Source organism: Candidatus Levibacter sp. Uisw_134_01 (assembly GCF_047717795.1).
Lineage (GTDB): Bacteria > Pseudomonadota > Alphaproteobacteria > Puniceispirillales > Marisalimonadaceae > Marisalimonas.
This window is the reverse complement of sequence record NZ_CP159808.1, coordinates 1,329,687-1,344,904: the sequence shown is the minus strand read 5'-3', so window position 1 is coordinate 1,344,904 and position 15,218 is coordinate 1,329,687. Positions and strand designations below refer to the sequence as shown.

The window sequence follows — 15,218 nt, the reverse complement described above, 5'->3', positions numbered from 1 at the left end:
GGAGAAAATATGCCAGAAATTTTAAAAGGTTCATTGGGACCAGAACAACAATTCAAAAAATATTTATCTGAAGGTAAATTTATGATTCAGAAAAGTAAAAGTTTGAATAAATTTTTCTTCCATCCAAGAGTTGCTTTTCCAGGAAGTGGCGAAAGAGACTTAGAGTGGTTAGAGGCATCAGGTAATGGTGTCGTTCATAGTACTACATGTAATAGGAGATTGCCGGAGAAGGGTGGGGATTTTAATTTATCATTAATTACACTTGATGAAGGCCCAAGAATGATGGCAAGAGTTGAAGGTATAGATCCAGATAAAGTTGAAATTGGTCAAAAAGTAAAAGCTAGAATTTCCTCTTTAAAAGGGGAACCAGCAATTATATTTGATGTATTGTGAAGGTGAGTAGTATGACTAAAAATGACATAAATAAATTAAGAGGTAAAACTGCTGTTGTTGGTTTGGCTGAAAGTGGTTGTGGTATAGCAGCAGGTTGGAGTGCCATGGAAATTATGGCTAACTCCGTTCATGATGCGCTCGATGATGCTGGCATAAAATTAAGCGAAGTTGATGGAGTTTTTGCAGCTACAGCTTTCCATTCTATGGCAGCGATGTCATTGTCAGAATATCTCGGAATAAAGCCAAAATTTGCAGACGGATCACAAATTGGGGGCTCTAGTTTTTTATCTCACATTTTAACAGCTGCAATGGCTCTTGATGCAGGATTGATAAATGTAGCTGTGATTGCCTATGGTTCGAATCAAAAAAGTATTGGTGGATTTAAAACTATTTCTGAAGCAATGCCTTATGAAGCTCAATATGATCCAAGAATGCCAGTTACTGCTTATGCTCTGGCTGCTAAAAGATATATGTACGAGTTTGGAGCTACTAGAGAAGATCTGGCAAACATAGCTGTTTCTGCCAGAGATTGGGCGCTTTTAAATCCTAGAGCCTATACACATAATGATGGTCCTTTGACTGTAAATGATGTCTTAAGTGCAAGGCCAATAGTAGACCCACTTGGAAAACTTGATTGCTGTCTTGTGACGGATGGTGGGGCAGCAATTGTAATGACACGCGCTGACAGAGCAAAAGATACAAAAAACACTCCTATATATATGTTAGGTGCAGCAATGGAGCATCATCATCGAATGGTTTCAGAAATGCCAGACTTAGTTAGAACATCGGCAATAGATAGTGGTAGAAGAGCTTTTGAAATGTCAGGTTATTTACCTGGTGATATGGATACAGTTCAACTTTATGATGCATTTACAATCAATACATTATTATTTTTAGAAGATTTAGGATTTTGTAAAAAAGGTGAAGCTAGAGACTTAGTAAAGAATAATAATATAGGCCCATCTGGTAAGTTAAGGGTAAATACTAATGGAGGAGGGCTTTCTTGCGTTCATCCTGGAATGTATGGTCTTTTTGTAACACTTGAAGCTCTAAGGCAATTAAGAAACTCTTCTGGAGACAATGTAGGAACAAGGTTAGACGGAGGATGGATTGATAATGCTAAACTATCAGTTGCGCACGGCAACGGTGGAGTTCTGTCTAGTCAAGTGACAAATATATGGGGAACCGCTGAAACTATATAATTTAAGAAGCTTTAAGTTCTAAATAATAAAATATTCCAGTTTCTTTATTAAATTTCACTTTTAATTCACCCTTAACTGTTACAGGATCAAATGAAAAATCAATAGCTTGATCTGAATTGATCTCAATAACTTGCGAAGGGCCTACGTGATAATGAAAGGGACAACTTAAAGGATAGGGACCTAAAAGAAAATTCTTTTGTTTTTCAGATTGTTCTAGAGGAAACATATAGCCCATTAAAGTAACTACTTTGCCATTATATAGTTTAATTTTTTGATTATATTCCGGTTTTATAAGACAGTAATCAAACCCGTCTTTATCAATAGTACAATCTTCTATTTCTTTAGTTTGAGAAAATAGTTGCCAAGGTAAAGCATCCCCTGTGACCTTCAATGGTTCATATAAATCTTCAACAATTATATTTTCATCAGGATCAATTTCATTAAGATTAAATTTTTCAAAGCTTAATGCATTTAAAGAAAACAGTGAAAATATAATTATTAAAAAAAAAGTAATTTTTGATGAAGTAATGTTTTTCATAATTTACTCTATTTCCTTAAAAATAAAGTTTTAACTATTAAGTAAAATTGATCTGATATTTTGTTTATATACTTTGATACAAGGTATAAGACAAGTTAGAAAAGAAGCAACCATTACTATTAACCATACAGCGAACAAATTAAAAACAAAATCAAATTGTAGTGATATCATATTTCTTCCAATCAAGGAAAAGTGTTGAATACTAATATAGGTTGTGCATCCAATTATTATACCAAAAATACTTCCTAACAGAGATATTGACATGCCTTCAATTAAAATTAATGAAAAAACTCTCCTTTTTGTAAACCCAAGAGTTCTTAAAATTGCTAAATCATATTTACGATCATTTATATTATTTAGGAGCGAAAAGAGTATCCCAATAAATGATAGAGATATTATTAGTATACTTAAGTAGTTAACAATCATGTGTGCATCACCAGTTAATTTAAATAATTTCGAAATTTCATAACTAGGACTAGCAGCTTGCATATTCGTATTTTTATTAATTAATCGAGGAAAAGAAAAAACTGAACTCTTATTTTTATATTTTAATAATAATGCTGTAACTTCTAATTTAGAGTTACTATTAACAGTTTTAGAATTAGTCTCATTAGAATGAAGACGCCAAACACTATCTAAACTTGTTAGAATTAGGTTGTCCAATATCGTGCCTGTTTTATTTAAAATTCCAACTACCTTATATGGTTGTTCGGCATGTACATCACCAGTATCAATCAGGCCGTGTGAACCTACAAAAAATTTATTCATCTTTAATTGTGTGTAATTAGCTACATTATAACCAATTATAGATTGCATAGGTTTTTCCCATACTTTACCTACTTTAAGATTTGCATTGTATAATTTGAGGATATTTTTACTTGTGCCTACTATCCTGAAGTTCTGAAAATTGTCACCTAGTGAAATTGGGGTACCGCTCCTAATAGCAGGGTGTTTAATTATATTTAAAGCATTTTTATAACTTATATTACCAGTAGGAATATCGATATGATGAATCGTAGATAAAATTAGCTGAAGAGGGCTTCCTTTAGCTCCAACAACAACGTCTAAATTTGGGTTGTTTTTGTTAAAGGTATTTTTAGTAATCTGGGTTACTAAAATAGACACAGTTATTATTGTCATCCCCACTATCATTAAAAACATGCTGAGCAAAAAATTTAACGGATTAGACTTTAAATAAAGATATGAAATTGAAAATATATTTATAACTCTTCTCCTAATATCAAGGTTTGAGAAAAATTAAGAATAGACTGCACACGTTTATCATGAGTAATAAGAATCAAGGATGCTTTACATCGTGCACTTTCATCTTTAATAAATTGAGAAATTATTTCAGCATTTTTATCATCAAGAGATGAAGTAGGTTCGTCACAAAAAATCCATTTGGGGTTACCTATAAAAGCTCTGGCAACTGCAAGTCTTTGTTTTTCTCCAACACTTAATTTTGATACTTTTATGTGTGATTTGTCAGCTAGTCCAACTCTTTGTAATAGATCATAGAGATTTTTATCTCCAGAACCTTGGGTTGTCTTACCAAGTTCTAGGTTTTGTTTAATAGTAAATGCATTAATTAAATTAAAATTTTGAAAAACAATTCCAAGCTTGTCACCTCTAAAATAATCAATTTTATTCTCAACTAAATTATAGAGATTAATGTCATCATATAAAACTTTACCTTCAGTAGGTTTTTGAAGACCACATAATATACTTAGTAAAGTTGTCTTACCAATACCAGAAGGACCCGTGATTAAAAGATCCTTCTGATTTTCAATATTAAGATTTATATTTGAAAATAACTTATGACCATCTATAGAAAATGAAAGATTTTCACAAATTAACATTTTAAATCATTATCCTAAACATTCTTTCAAACTTTTAGCCATGTTCGTAATGAGTTGTAAATAAAAATCTTTATTTTCAGAAATGTTAACTCCAAGAGGGTCTAGTGTTCCTATTTTAGCATCAGTTCCTTCAACAACTATCTTAACTAATTTGCTGTCAAACTGTGGTTCTTGAAATACGCACAAAGCCATGGATTTAACAATTTTGTCTTTTATGAAAGAAATTTGCTTGGGGGATGATGCTATGTCTCCTTCAAGGGCAACAGACCCAACTGCATTTAACTCAAAAGTTTTTTCAAAATACTGGTAAGCGTCATGAAAAACTATGTAAGGTTTATTCTTAATAGGTGACAATTCTTTTACCAATTCCATTTTTAAATTTCTAATTTTATCAATAAATTTGGTTGTATTATCATTATATATTTTTGAGTTTTCTGGAAAATAAAGACTTAAGACTTTATTAACTTTTTGTACGATTTTTATTGCATTGTCTGGGCTTAACCAAACATGCACGTCGTCTTCTTTTTCATGGTCATCATGATCATCATGTTTTTTACCATGTTTATCATGGTCGTCATGATCATCATGTTTTTTACCGTGTTTATCATGGTCGTCATGATCATCATGTTTTTTACCATGTTTATCATGGTCATCGTGATCATCATGGCCGTGATGGTCATGACGTTCCCATGCATCATTATCACGGATAGCTAAATGATTAACACCTGATTCTTCCATCAGGTTTATTAACTTAATATTTTTAGGTAAATTTTTAAAAACTTTTGTAATACTACTCTCTAAATGGTTTGAAACATAAAAGATTATATTACCATTTTGTAAAACTTTTACGTCCGAAGGTTTTAATTTAAAATCATGTGGTGATTGTTCCGATGGTATAATTGTTATACTTTTTCCCGTATTGCCAATTACGGCACTTACTAGAGAATTTATTGGCTGTATAGTTGAAATTACTCCCGTTGTTTCCGTTGCAAAAACATTAACACCTGTACAAATAAATAAAGCTAAAATAGAAAAAAACTTGATCATTAGAGGTCCTTTAAAATTTTTATTGAAATGTTATAACATAACACTATACTTAGCTATGAATGTCAAGTTTAATGTTGTATGGTTAATTATGAAATTTAATTTAAAAAATACAAAAGAAGTACAAGATTCTATCGCAAAAGTCTTTGAAATTTGTGAATTAAATAGTTTAGTATTTACAGAAATACGCCAAAAAATATTTGAAATAATTATAAAGTATAAGAAACCCATAAAAGCTTATGAAATATTAGATGTTTTTACCGAAGTTACAGGAAAAAGAGCTCACCCACCTACAATTTATAGGGCAATAGATTTTTTAATAGAAAATGGTTTTATACATAAATTAAATTCTATTAATTCATATGTTGGTTGTTTCCATCCGAAGGTTCATAAAGAATGTTATTTTCTTATTTGTAAAATATGTAATATCTATCAAGAGTGTTGCGATAAAAATTTAACCGACAATATATTTAAAACAGCTAACAAAAGAGATTTCATAGTAAGTAACACAACTTTAGAAATTGAAGGCCATTGTCATGGTTGTATTCAAAAATGAAATCAATAAATGCACTCATATCTGCTAAAAACATTAGCGTCATAAAAAATCAAAAATCTATTTTAAAAAATATTGATATTCAGATAAATAAAAATGATTTTGTTTCTATAATTGGCCCAAATGGTGCTGGTAAAACAATGCTTCTAAAATGCCTTATGGGCTTTTATAAACCTGAATTTGGAGAAATTAATAGAAAGAAAGGTTTGAAAATAGGTTATATGCCTCAAAGTATTAAAGTTATAAATACAATACCTATAAATGTTAAAAGCTTTATAACAGTTCGAAAAAAATTTGATAAAATCTCATTTCAACAAGTTATTTTAGAAACTCAGATAGATAAAATCATTGATAAACAATTATCAATTTTATCTGGTGGGGAAATGCAAAGAGTTCTGTTGGCTAGAAGTCTACTAAATAATCCAGATTTGTTGATTCTAGACGAACCAGCTCAGAACTTAGATATTTCAGGTCAAATGAACTTCTACAAACTCTTGCAATCTATTTATAAAAAAAGAAACCTTAGTATTTTGATGGTATCTCATGATTTACATCTTGTGATGGTTTCTACTAAGAGGGTACTATGTCTTTCCAATCACATATGTTGTTCAGGTAAACCTCAGCAAATTACAAAAGATCCAGAATTTATTTCAATGTTTGGAAAAGATATGGCAAACATGATGGCTGTCTACCAACACTCTGATAGTAGACATAATCATAATAATCAGAATTTTATCATTGGAGAAGAAAATAACTGATCCTTTTATTATTAGAGGTATTTTAGCAGGGTTGGCAGTTGCTATGATATCAGGCCTAGTAGGTTGTTTCGTTGTATGGAGAAGAATGTCTTATTATGGTGAATCAATAGCGCACAGCTCTTTGCTTGGAGTAGGATTAGGTATTTTAATGGGTGTAGGCATTAATTTAGGTATAGTGTTTACATGTTTATTGTTTGGTATTCTATTTTTATGGTTACAACAAAGTAAACTTTTATCCTCTGATACTTTATTAGGTGTATTGGCTCATCTAGCTCTTTCAATTGGTATTATAGTTATTTCAATGAATAGAATTAAAATCGACGTTCATGCTTTCTTGTTTGGTGATATTCTAGCTGTAACACAGAATGATCTCTGGGGTATGTATTTAGCAGTATTATTTGTAGTAATAATTATTTGTTTAAATTGGTCATCATTACTTTTAGTCACTATCGATGAGGATCTGGCAAAAGCTGAAGGGGTAAACCCTTTGTTTATAAATCTACTTTTAACTTCAATTCTTACAATCGTTGTTGCAGTATCAATTCAAATTATTGGATTACTTTTGATAACAGCAATGTTGATAATACCTGCGGCAACATCTAGGAGGTTGGTAAATTCCCCAGAAATGATGGCTATTGTTGCAACCCTATTGGGAATTATATCAGTAATTTTAGGTATTTATCTATCAGTAGAAATTGATGCGCCATCCGGACCATCAATAGTAGTAGTTAGTGCAGTTTTGTTTTTTATTTCCCATTTTTTTGGAATGTTTCTAAAAAAGGAATAATAGAATCATAATTTAAATAAATTAATTATACATGATTATGGCTTTAATATTATTTTACCTTTGGCTCCTCGGGAAAGAATTTTTTCTAAAACCATACTAGCTTCTGACAAAGGAAATTTTTCTTCTACAAGAGGTTTAATTAATTTATTTTCATACCAATGAAAAAGCTCAATCATATTTTCTTTGTACCTTTCAGGTTCTCCTCTGGTAAAAGCACCCCAAAAAACACCTACAACACTAAATTCTTTAACAAGAGCTAAGTTAACCGCTAATTTTGGGATAGTACCTGAAGCAAACCCAATGACTAATAGCCTACCGTTTCTAGCCATAGTTCTTGCTACAGTTTCAAAAATATCTCCTCCTACAGGATCAAATATAACATCAACACCTTTACCATCTGAAATAGTTTTCAACTCTTCTTTTAAATTATCGTATCCAATAGATATATCTGCTCCATTGTCTTTAGCTATTTTTTGTTTTTCATCATTAGACGCTACAGCAATCACTTTAGCGCCCATAATTTTGCCAATTTGTATTGCGGCTAATCCGGTAGAACCAGACGCTCCTAAAACTACAAGTAATTCTCCTTTCTGAAGTCTGCCTCTTTGTTTTAGAGCATAATGGGAAGTACCATATGCACATAATAAAGCGCATGAATCATCAAATGACATGTTTTCAGGTATTTTGAATACAGAACTCTCTTTAACTGCAGTTTGTTCAGCATACCCGTTTAATTGTGATAATGCAGTCACTCTATCACCAATTTTAAAATTTGATACGTGCTGACCTGTTTTCATTATTTCACCTGAAACTTCCATTCCAGGTATAAAGGGTGTTTCAGGTTTTAACTGATATTTTCCTTGAACTAATAGGCCGTCAGGAAAATTTACACCAACAGATTTTACATCTATAATTACACTATCATCGTCAAGTTTTGGTTGATCTACTTCTTTATATTCAATATCTTGGATGGGTCCAAAATTATTACAAACAATAGCTTTCATTTTTGTTCCTTTTGCTTTTTTCAAGGAAAAACTAAAGAAATTGTCTCAGCAATAAAAGCTGGTTTATCTTCATCTTTAATTTCTAATTCGCATTTATTGACTACTCTAAAACCACCGTTATTCATTTTCTCACACGATATAATAGTTCTATTTAATCTAACTTGTGAACCTACCTTAACCATATTAATAAATCTTACTTTATCAGAACCATAATTTAATGTTCTAGAAGTATTTCTGATTTCTGCATTTTGCGCTGCAAGTTTTGGAAGTAGAGATACCATGAAATAACCATGTGCTATAGTTTTTCCATCAGGCATTTCTTTTTTAGCTCTTTCTTCATCTATATGGATCCATTGGTGATCTGATGTTGAGTCTGCAAATTTGTTAATTTTATCTTGAGTAACGTCATACCACTCACTTGGAGTTAATGGTTTGTCGATGAATTTTTTAATTTCTGATGGACTTTCAATAATTACCATTTTTTAATCTCTTATTTTAATATGTTTAAAAAATTATTTTAAATGATAATGTATTTTATATTAAATAAAAATAAATTTTTTATAGGGATTTAAATGTCTCATTCAAATAAAATAAAATTAGAAGGTGTTATACCAGCTACATTGTTAGCTTTTGACAAAGATTTTCAAATTGACGAAAAATCTAGTAGAAAGCACATAAAAACTTGTGCATTAACTGACGGAATATCTGCTCTCACCATTAACGGACACTCATCTGAAGTGCATGCATGTAATTTTGAAGAACAAAAAAGAATATTGAATTTTTCACTTGATGAAATTGGCGACATTATTCCAATAATAAATGGTGTATATGCAGATGGTAGTATAGAAGCAGCTAAAATTGCTAAAATGTCTCAAGAAAATGGAGCTTCTGCTTTACTCTGTTTTCCTCCACAAAGTATGTCTATGGGAGGGCATCTAAGGCCAGAAATGGCTCTTGAGCATTTTAAAAGAATTGCTGATGTGACAGATTTACCCTTGATATGCTTTAATTATCCATCTTCTGGCAACTTAACTTATCCATTTGAAACATTATTAAAATTATTTGAGATAGTGCCTACAATAAAAGCAATAAAAGACTGGTCAAATGACCCTATGCTACATGAAAAACATATAAAAACATTTCAAAACTTATCTAATCCGGTGAATGTTCTAACTACTCATAGTTCTTGGTTAATGTCTTCGCTTGTTATGGGTGCAAAAGGTCTTTTGTCTGGAGCAGGTAGTGTGATAGCAAACTTTCAAGTTGCTTTATTCAGAGCAATTCAGAAGAAAGATTTACAAGAAGCCCAAAAAATAAATGATCAAATATTTCCTTTGGCTCAGGCATTTTATTCACCACCATTTTTAGATATGCATAATAGGATGAAAGAAGTATTAGTTTTAACAGGACATATGAAGGAAGCTGTTGTTCGTCCCCCGCTTATGAAAATCAGCGAAAAAGAAATAAATAACTTAAGAAAAGCTTTAAAGCAATCTGGTTTAAAATAATCTTTTAAAAAAGTGAAGATCAAGCGTCATGGATTTTCACATATTCGAAGTCACCGGGTTTATTGTCAATTCCCAGATCTGGAGCCGCTATCCAATCTGCATAAACTCCAGGTTCAGATACTGGTGTCATAAGTGACTCAATGAATAAATTATCATCTTTTGTTGGTAAATATTTATTACTTTCTTTGTTCCAACTTTCCTCTGTCAAAACATCGCCTGATGGCGATATATGAGCGCTCATAAAAGTACCAATTTTTCTATTAAAACCCTCAAAAGGTAATTTAATGTTAAAATTTATCTTTGCCTCTTCAATAGTCCTATTCCATCTTTTTATACTCACTGCAGTATCTTTAGTATAGTCGTCTCTTAATCTCATATTTAGTGATAAAAGGGCAGGAGCTTGTTTGTTAATTATTTTTTGATTAGCAAATTCTAAAATCGGATAGGTATCATTTTTAAGAATATGATCATCTTTAATTTTTGTTTCCCAAAATCTTCCTTTTACACCAGCTGTATATGTGTTAGCAGCATTTGTAGAAATTTCTGATCCAAATAGATCTAGTGATAAAGAGTAATGAAGATTAATTTTTTTTTGGATGGTGGGTAGATCAATTACGCCTAACTGTCTTATCTTATCAATATCAAATGGATCTGAAATACCAGCTTTATTCATCATTTCACAAGTTTTCTTTATGACTCTTCTTACACCATTTTCTCCAACAAACATATGATGGGCTTCTTCTGTAAGCATGAATCTACAAGTTCTTGACAGAGGGTCGAACCCAGATTGAGCTAATGCTTCTAATTGCATTTTACCGTCTCTATCTGTAAATGCTGTAAACATAAAAAATGAAAGCCAATCTGGTGTTGATTCATTAAAAGCTCCTAGCATTCTTGGTGCATCTTCAGATCCAGACTGTCGCTTAAGTAGCTCATTTGCTTCTTCTCTACCATCAGATCCAAAATATTTTTGAAGTAGATATACCATTGCCCATAAATGTCTTCCCTCCTCAACATTTACTTGAAATAAATTTCTCATATCATATAAGGATGGTGCTGTACTTCCTAAAAATCGCTGTTGTTCAATTGAAGCAGGTTCGGTATCACCTTGGATAACAATTAATCTTCTTAGCATCGATCTGTATTCACCAGGAACTTCTTGCCACACAGGTTCGCCGATATGATCACCAAATGGAATTGTTCTTCCTTCTTTTTGAGGAGCTAGTAAAATACCCCATCTATATTCTGGCATTTTAACGTAATCAAAAGTAGCCCAACCATCTTTATCAACATTAATTGCTGTTCTTAAATAAACTAACATATCTTGAAATCCTACTGGACCAAGATCTTTCCACCAGTCAATATATCCAGGGTGCCATTTTTCAAGAGCTTTAAGAACTCTTCTATCTGAAGATAAACTAACATTGTTAGGAATTATTGTATCATATTCAACTTGACTACTTAACATTTTTACCTCGCTTATGTTCTTTCTTTAGTATACATTCCTTTGTTTCCAGTACCATATTTTTTTAAAGCACCTTCTTCTCCTACTGCGCTTGGTCTTTGAAAAATCCAGTTTTGCCACGCAGTCAACCTTCCAAAAATTTTTGTTTCCATAGTTTCTTTTCCCGGAAACCTTAAATTTGCCTCCATGCCCACCATAGAATCAGGAGAAAAACTACTTCTTTCTTCTAAAAACAACCTTATTTCATCATCCCAATCTATGTCGTCAAAAATAAATGTTATTAAACCTAATTCATATGCTTCTTTTGCCAAAATATATTTACTTTGGTTTTGTTTTGTAAGAAGCAATTGATTAGGTAATCCAATAAATCTAGTGTTTAATCTAGACATATCATTTGACATTAAAAATCTACCAAAGTTTGAATTAGATAAAACAATACTTGCTTCTTTATTATTAAGTTCTTCAAACTTACCTTCAGCCATATAGCTTCTATCGGCAGAAAAAATTAATTCACAAAGAAAACCTGCATAACATGAACCAGCTTCTATTAAAGTTGTTAAAGTTCTTGATGTTAGATCAATTCTTTTAAAAACTCGAGACCAATAATAAGAAATCTCTTTTATAAACCAATGATTTTCAAAAGTTTCAAATAACTTGTCATAAGAAAGAACCTTTCCTATTTCTCCTCTTGTTTTAAAAAAAATAATTCCAATTTCTAATTCATTGAACCTTAAATATAAAATAGCATCATCCAATTCACGAGCACAACGTAAAAGCCAAACATCGTCGCCTTGAGACAAAATATCTTCAATGTTTATCGGAGCTTTGTCTACAGGAGCCTGAATTGTGATAGTTACAGATTTTTTATCTCTATCTATATTAACAGATATAGTAGAGTATTTAATCTCATTTTCATTTATTATATTTTTTTTTATATTATTTAGTTTAATACCAGTTAAATTATCCATATTAGGTTTTTTAATAGACTTTTCTTCTATTAATGCTTGTAGATCATCATTTAATGTAGTTTTTTTTAAAATTGTATCTACTAGACGCCATTCAAAAGCTTTTTTGGCTTTAACACCTTCTTCCATAGTACAAAACACATCAGCAAGGTCTCTTCTTATCTTTCTTTTATCTGTAAGTCTTGTCAAACCTCCTGTTCCAGGAAGAACAGCAAGGAGTGGAACTTCAGGCAATGATATACTTGAGGAACCGTCATCCATCAAAATAATATGATCACATGCAAGCGCAAGCTCATATCCACCACCAGCACATACCCCTTCAACTAAACAAATAAATAGTTGATTAGACTCTTTTGATGAATTTTCTAAAAAGTTTCTAGTTTCATTTGTGAACTTACAAAAGTTAACTTTATGCGCATGATCTGAAGACGCTAACATTTTGATATTGGCACCTGCACAAAATGCTTTCTCATTTCCTGACTTTATAATTACAGAATTTACATTTGGATATTCAAACCTTAACCTTTGAACAGCATCTGCTAACTCTATATCAACACCAATATCATAGCTGTTTAACTTTAATTTATATCCATCAAAAAAACCTGCATCTTCATCAACTTTCATTATTAAAAATGCTTTTGTATTTTCAACTATTAATTGCCAATGTTTATAAATAGAAGGGTTTGTATCAAAATTTATATTTGGACGCATTCTTACCTCAAGTTTATTTTTAATAATATAATTGTATAAGTATTTTAATATTAAAGACTATATAATTTTTTTAATAAAAGCATTAATATGCTCGATTGTTTTATCTGTATATTCAGTAAAGGGGTTATGTCCACAGTCTTTAATTACAACTTTATCAAACGGTCCACGAACTTTTTGTTCTAAAATATTTATTTGGTTTATCGTTCCATAAGGATCGTTTGTTCCCTGCAAAGCCAAAATTGGAGTTTTTATTTGAGGTAAATACTTTAAAATGTTCCAATTTTTGAAATCGGGGCTTAACCAGACATTACTCCAACCCCAAAAAGCATTATCAACATCATTATGAAAACGTTCTAATTTTGATTTTAAGTTTTTATATTTATATTGATAAGAAATATCTTCAATGGCATTAATACTTTCTTGTTCCACAAAAAAGTGAGGGGCAATCAAAATTGTGCCTAACAATTGTTCTATGTTTTTTGATTTACTCCCTATACTGGCTATTGTGCCTCCATCACTATGTCCAATTAAAAAATAATTTTTAATTGATAAACTTTTAATGATTTTAGGTAAATATTCCTCTGCTTCAATACTCATATAATTTGTAGGTCTAGGTAATTTAATAGTTGATGATTTTCCATAACCAAACCTTGAATATACAAAAACATTTAGTTTTGTTTTAAGATGAATTAATTCTGGTATTTTTCTCCACATAGCAATTGAGCCAAGACCTTCATGCAATAAAATTAATACAGGAATGTCATTGGATATATCACCAAAAACTTGATATTCAATTATTTTACTATCAATTTCTAAAAATTTTATTTCTGTATTACTACTTTGTTTCACTTTCTTAACTTAAACCTTTGTACTTTTCCTGTAGCTGTTTTAGGAAGTTCGTTAATAAAGTTTATCCATCTAGGATATTTCCATTTACCTATTTTGTTTTTTACATGCTCTTTTAAGATATCCTCTTTACCTGATTTAGGGACATTTTCATTTAAAATGACAAATGCACATGGTTTATCTAAACCTTCTTTATCTTGTTTTGCAACGACGGCTGCTTCTAGGACAATTTCATGAGATATTAATGCTTGTTCAACTTCAAATGGTGATATCCATATTCCACTGACTTTAAACATGTCGTCAGTTCTACCACTATAAATATACTTTTCGTCTTCTAATTTTTCATATTTATCTCCAGTTCTTGTCCATTCTCCTTCAAAGGTACTTCTTGATTTTATTAGTTTATTCCAATAACACGTTGCAGATGATTTACCTTTAACAAGCAATTCTCCAATTTCTCCAATAGACACCTCTGTTCCACTTTCATTAACCAATCTTAATTCATATCCAGGAACAGCACTACCTGAAGTGCCATATATTATATCATCTGGTTTGTTTGAAAGAAAAATATGAAGCATTTCAGTCGATCCAACACCATCTAAAATATCTACTCCAGTTATTTTTTTCCAATCAGTTCCAATTTGAAAAGGAAGAGCCTCTCCTGCAGACACGCAAAGTCTCAAATTTATAAATTTTACATTAGCTTCTTTTTTTAAACTAGCTATCATTGCTGCATAAATAGTTGGCACAGCAAATAAAATTGAAGGTTTTATTAATTTCATTACTTCCTTAACACTATCAGGTGTAGGTCTTAATGGATAAAGGGCAGTAGTTGCTCCAACTCCCAAAGGGAAAGTCATCGCATTTCCTAAACCATATGCAAAAAAAAGTTTAGCTACAGAAAAAACTATATCTGTTTCTTTTATATTTAAAATCTTTGAGGCGTATGTTTCATAAGTTTCTAATAAACTCCCATGTACATGAATAACTCCTTTTGGTTCTCCTGTAGAGCCTGAGGAGTACAACCAAAAGGCAGGCTCGTCTTTTAAAACTATAAGTGGTTCTTGTGGAACACATAAATCCATCTCAGATTTAAAATGTTTAAATTCTTTAATATTATTATCTTTACTAATGAGAAATATATTCTCAATTGGATTATCAATTTCAGACGGATTAGGAATTAAATTTTGAATTTCCTCTGAAATAAAAATAGTTTTAGCTCTGCAATCATTTAAAATAGAATTAACAATATCTTTTGACAATAAAGTATTTACAGGGACAGGAATAACTCCAGCTTTGAGGCATCCCCAAAAAATTACTGGAAACTCGATTTGGTCTAATACCAACATTAATACTCTTTCTTCTCTTCGAATATTATATTTTGCAAGTAGATCAATAATTTTATTTGTTTCTATAGATAGATCCTTGTATGAAATACTTCTACCATCTGGAATTGCTTCAACAAATGCCTTTTTGTTTTCAATTGTTGAGTTTAAATGTCTATCAATAAAATAATAAGCAGCATTATTTTGTTTTGTTACTTTATCTTTAAACATAATTAACTACTCCCACTCAAGTTATCTAT

At 31.0% G+C, this 15,218-nt stretch carries 16 protein-coding genes; 6 read left to right on the top strand and 10 right to left on the bottom strand.

Annotated elements, in window-relative coordinates:
• Nucleotides 1-9: 9 nt before the first annotated feature.
• Together ABXT66_RS06945 and ABXT66_RS06940 are read left to right on the top strand one after the other, a co-directional pair.
• Nucleotides 10-393: a Zn-ribbon domain-containing OB-fold protein gene (locus tag ABXT66_RS06945; RefSeq protein ID WP_443642763.1), complete on the top strand. Its 384-nt coding sequence runs from the start codon at nt 10-12 to the stop codon at nt 391-393.
• 11 nt (nt 394-404) lie between these two features.
• Nucleotides 405-1,595, top strand: a complete 1,191-nt coding sequence (locus tag ABXT66_RS06940) for an acetyl-CoA acetyltransferase (protein WP_443642762.1) — start codon at nt 405-407, stop codon at nt 1,593-1,595.
• Nucleotide 1,596: 1 nt separating this feature from the next.
• On the opposite strand, the gene ABXT66_RS06935 is transcribed toward ABXT66_RS06940, so the two are convergent.
• The 4 genes from ABXT66_RS06935 to ABXT66_RS06920 all read right to left on the bottom strand — a co-directional run bounded on the left by ABXT66_RS06935 (nt 1,597) and on the right by ABXT66_RS06920 (nt 5,039).
• Nucleotides 1,597-2,133: a DUF3299 domain-containing protein gene (locus ABXT66_RS06935; protein WP_443642761.1), complete on the bottom strand. Its 537-nt coding sequence runs from the start codon at nt 2,131-2,133 to the stop codon at nt 1,597-1,599.
• A gap of 30 nt (nt 2,134-2,163) precedes the next feature.
• Complete coding sequence (locus ABXT66_RS06930) at nt 2,164-3,273, bottom strand: ABC transporter permease (protein ID WP_443642760.1); 1,110 nt, start codon at nt 3,271-3,273, stop codon at nt 2,164-2,166.
• An 80-nt stretch (nt 3,274-3,353) separates the two neighbouring features.
• On the bottom strand, nt 3,354-3,992 hold the full coding sequence (locus ABXT66_RS06925; protein WP_443642759.1) for an ABC transporter ATP-binding protein: 639 nt from the start codon (nt 3,990-3,992) through the stop codon (nt 3,354-3,356).
• Between the two features lie 9 nt (nt 3,993-4,001).
• The gene (locus ABXT66_RS06920) at nt 4,002-5,039 is read right to left on the bottom strand and encodes a zinc ABC transporter substrate-binding protein (protein WP_443642758.1); all 1,038 of its coding nucleotides are present in this window, start codon (nt 5,037-5,039) and stop codon (nt 4,002-4,004) included.
• An 88-nt stretch (nt 5,040-5,127) separates the two neighbouring features.
• Between ABXT66_RS06920 and ABXT66_RS06915 the strand changes: the two genes are divergently transcribed.
• The 3 genes from ABXT66_RS06915 to ABXT66_RS06905 are packed head-to-tail and all read left to right on the top strand — an operon-like array spanning nt 5,128 to nt 7,134.
• Nucleotides 5,128-5,592, top strand: coding sequence for a transcriptional repressor (locus tag ABXT66_RS06915; protein ID WP_443642757.1), 465 nt, complete (start codon nt 5,128-5,130; stop codon nt 5,590-5,592).
• A complete protein-coding gene (locus ABXT66_RS06910; protein WP_443642756.1) occupies nt 5,589-6,347 on the top strand; it encodes an ATP-binding cassette domain-containing protein in 759 nt (252 codons plus the stop codon). Before ABXT66_RS06915 ends, ABXT66_RS06910 begins: the two co-directional genes overlap by 4 nt.
• On the top strand, nt 6,328-7,134 hold the full coding sequence (locus tag ABXT66_RS06905; protein ID WP_443642755.1) for a metal ABC transporter permease: 807 nt from the start codon (nt 6,328-6,330) through the stop codon (nt 7,132-7,134). The genes ABXT66_RS06910 and ABXT66_RS06905 overlap by 20 nt, the downstream gene beginning before the upstream one ends.
• A 35-nt stretch (nt 7,135-7,169) precedes the next feature.
• On the opposite strand, the gene ABXT66_RS06900 is transcribed toward ABXT66_RS06905, so the two are convergent.
• Together ABXT66_RS06900 and ABXT66_RS06895 are read right to left on the bottom strand one after the other, a co-directional pair.
• A complete protein-coding gene (locus ABXT66_RS06900; protein ID WP_443642754.1) occupies nt 7,170-8,138 on the bottom strand; it encodes an NADPH:quinone oxidoreductase family protein in 969 nt (322 codons plus the stop codon).
• A gap of 20 nt (nt 8,139-8,158) precedes the next feature.
• Nucleotides 8,159-8,617 (bottom strand): MaoC family dehydratase, encoded by a 459-nt coding sequence (locus tag ABXT66_RS06895; RefSeq protein WP_443642753.1) that lies wholly within the window; start codon nt 8,615-8,617, stop codon nt 8,159-8,161.
• 93 nt (nt 8,618-8,710) lie between these two features.
• Between ABXT66_RS06895 and ABXT66_RS06890 the strand changes: the two genes are divergently transcribed.
• The gene (locus tag ABXT66_RS06890; protein ID WP_443642752.1) at nt 8,711-9,646 is read left to right on the top strand and encodes a dihydrodipicolinate synthase family protein; all 936 of its coding nucleotides are present in this window, start codon (nt 8,711-8,713) and stop codon (nt 9,644-9,646) included.
• 19 nt (nt 9,647-9,665) lie between these two features.
• Here ABXT66_RS06890 and boxB read toward each other — a convergent pair whose 3' ends face one another.
• Genes boxB through ABXT66_RS06870 form a run of 4 tightly spaced genes read right to left on the bottom strand, consistent with a single transcriptional unit; the run spans nt 9,666 to nt 15,189 of the window.
• On the bottom strand, nt 9,666-11,114 hold the full coding sequence (boxB, locus tag ABXT66_RS06885) for a benzoyl-CoA 2,3-epoxidase subunit BoxB (protein ID WP_443642751.1): 1,449 nt from the start codon (nt 11,112-11,114) through the stop codon (nt 9,666-9,668).
• An 11-nt stretch (nt 11,115-11,125) separates the two neighbouring features.
• Complete coding sequence (boxC, locus tag ABXT66_RS06880; RefSeq protein WP_443642750.1) at nt 11,126-12,787, bottom strand: 2,3-epoxybenzoyl-CoA dihydrolase; 1,662 nt, start codon at nt 12,785-12,787, stop codon at nt 11,126-11,128.
• A gap of 57 nt (nt 12,788-12,844) precedes the next feature.
• On the bottom strand, nt 12,845-13,636 hold the full coding sequence (locus ABXT66_RS06875; RefSeq protein ID WP_443642749.1) for an alpha/beta fold hydrolase: 792 nt from the start codon (nt 13,634-13,636) through the stop codon (nt 12,845-12,847).
• Nucleotides 13,633-15,189, bottom strand: a complete 1,557-nt coding sequence (locus tag ABXT66_RS06870) for a benzoate-CoA ligase family protein (RefSeq protein ID WP_443642748.1) — start codon at nt 15,187-15,189, stop codon at nt 13,633-13,635. The genes ABXT66_RS06875 and ABXT66_RS06870 overlap by 4 nt, the downstream gene beginning before the upstream one ends.
• Between the last annotated feature and the right edge of the window lie 29 nt (nt 15,190-15,218).

What these genes read in the sequence shown, in the direction of transcription:
- ABXT66_RS06945 (WP_443642763.1), top strand. Translation starts at nt 10, where the DNA reads ATGCCAGAAATTTTAAAAGGTTCATTGGGACCAGAACAACAATTCAAA.
- ABXT66_RS06940 (WP_443642762.1), top strand. Translation starts at nt 405, where the DNA reads ATGACTAAAAATGACATAAATAAATTAAGAGGTAAAACTGCTGTTGTT.
- ABXT66_RS06935 (WP_443642761.1), bottom strand. Translation starts at nt 2,133, where the DNA reads ATGAAAAACATTACTTCATCAAAAATTACTTTTTTTTTAATAATTATA.
- ABXT66_RS06930 (WP_443642760.1), bottom strand. Translation starts at nt 3,273, where the DNA reads ATGACAATAATAACTGTGTCTATTTTAGTAACCCAGATTACTAAAAAT.
- ABXT66_RS06925 (WP_443642759.1), bottom strand. Translation starts at nt 3,992, where the DNA reads ATGTTAATTTGTGAAAATCTTTCATTTTCTATAGATGGTCATAAGTTA.
- ABXT66_RS06920 (WP_443642758.1), bottom strand. Translation starts at nt 5,039, where the DNA reads ATGATCAAGTTTTTTTCTATTTTAGCTTTATTTATTTGTACAGGTGTT.
- ABXT66_RS06915 (WP_443642757.1), top strand. Translation starts at nt 5,128, where the DNA reads ATGAAATTTAATTTAAAAAATACAAAAGAAGTACAAGATTCTATCGCA.
- ABXT66_RS06910 (WP_443642756.1), top strand. Translation starts at nt 5,589, where the DNA reads ATGAAATCAATAAATGCACTCATATCTGCTAAAAACATTAGCGTCATA.
- ABXT66_RS06900 (WP_443642754.1), bottom strand. Translation starts at nt 8,138, where the DNA reads ATGAAAGCTATTGTTTGTAATAATTTTGGACCCATCCAAGATATTGAA.
- ABXT66_RS06895 (WP_443642753.1), bottom strand. Translation starts at nt 8,617, where the DNA reads ATGGTAATTATTGAAAGTCCATCAGAAATTAAAAAATTCATCGACAAA.
- ABXT66_RS06890 (WP_443642752.1), top strand. Translation starts at nt 8,711, where the DNA reads ATGTCTCATTCAAATAAAATAAAATTAGAAGGTGTTATACCAGCTACA.
- boxB (WP_443642751.1), bottom strand. Translation starts at nt 11,114, where the DNA reads ATGTTAAGTAGTCAAGTTGAATATGATACAATAATTCCTAACAATGTT.
- boxC (WP_443642750.1), bottom strand. Translation starts at nt 12,787, where the DNA reads ATGCGTCCAAATATAAATTTTGATACAAACCCTTCTATTTATAAACAT.
- ABXT66_RS06870 (WP_443642748.1), bottom strand. Translation starts at nt 15,189, where the DNA reads ATGTTTAAAGATAAAGTAACAAAACAAAATAATGCTGCTTATTATTTT.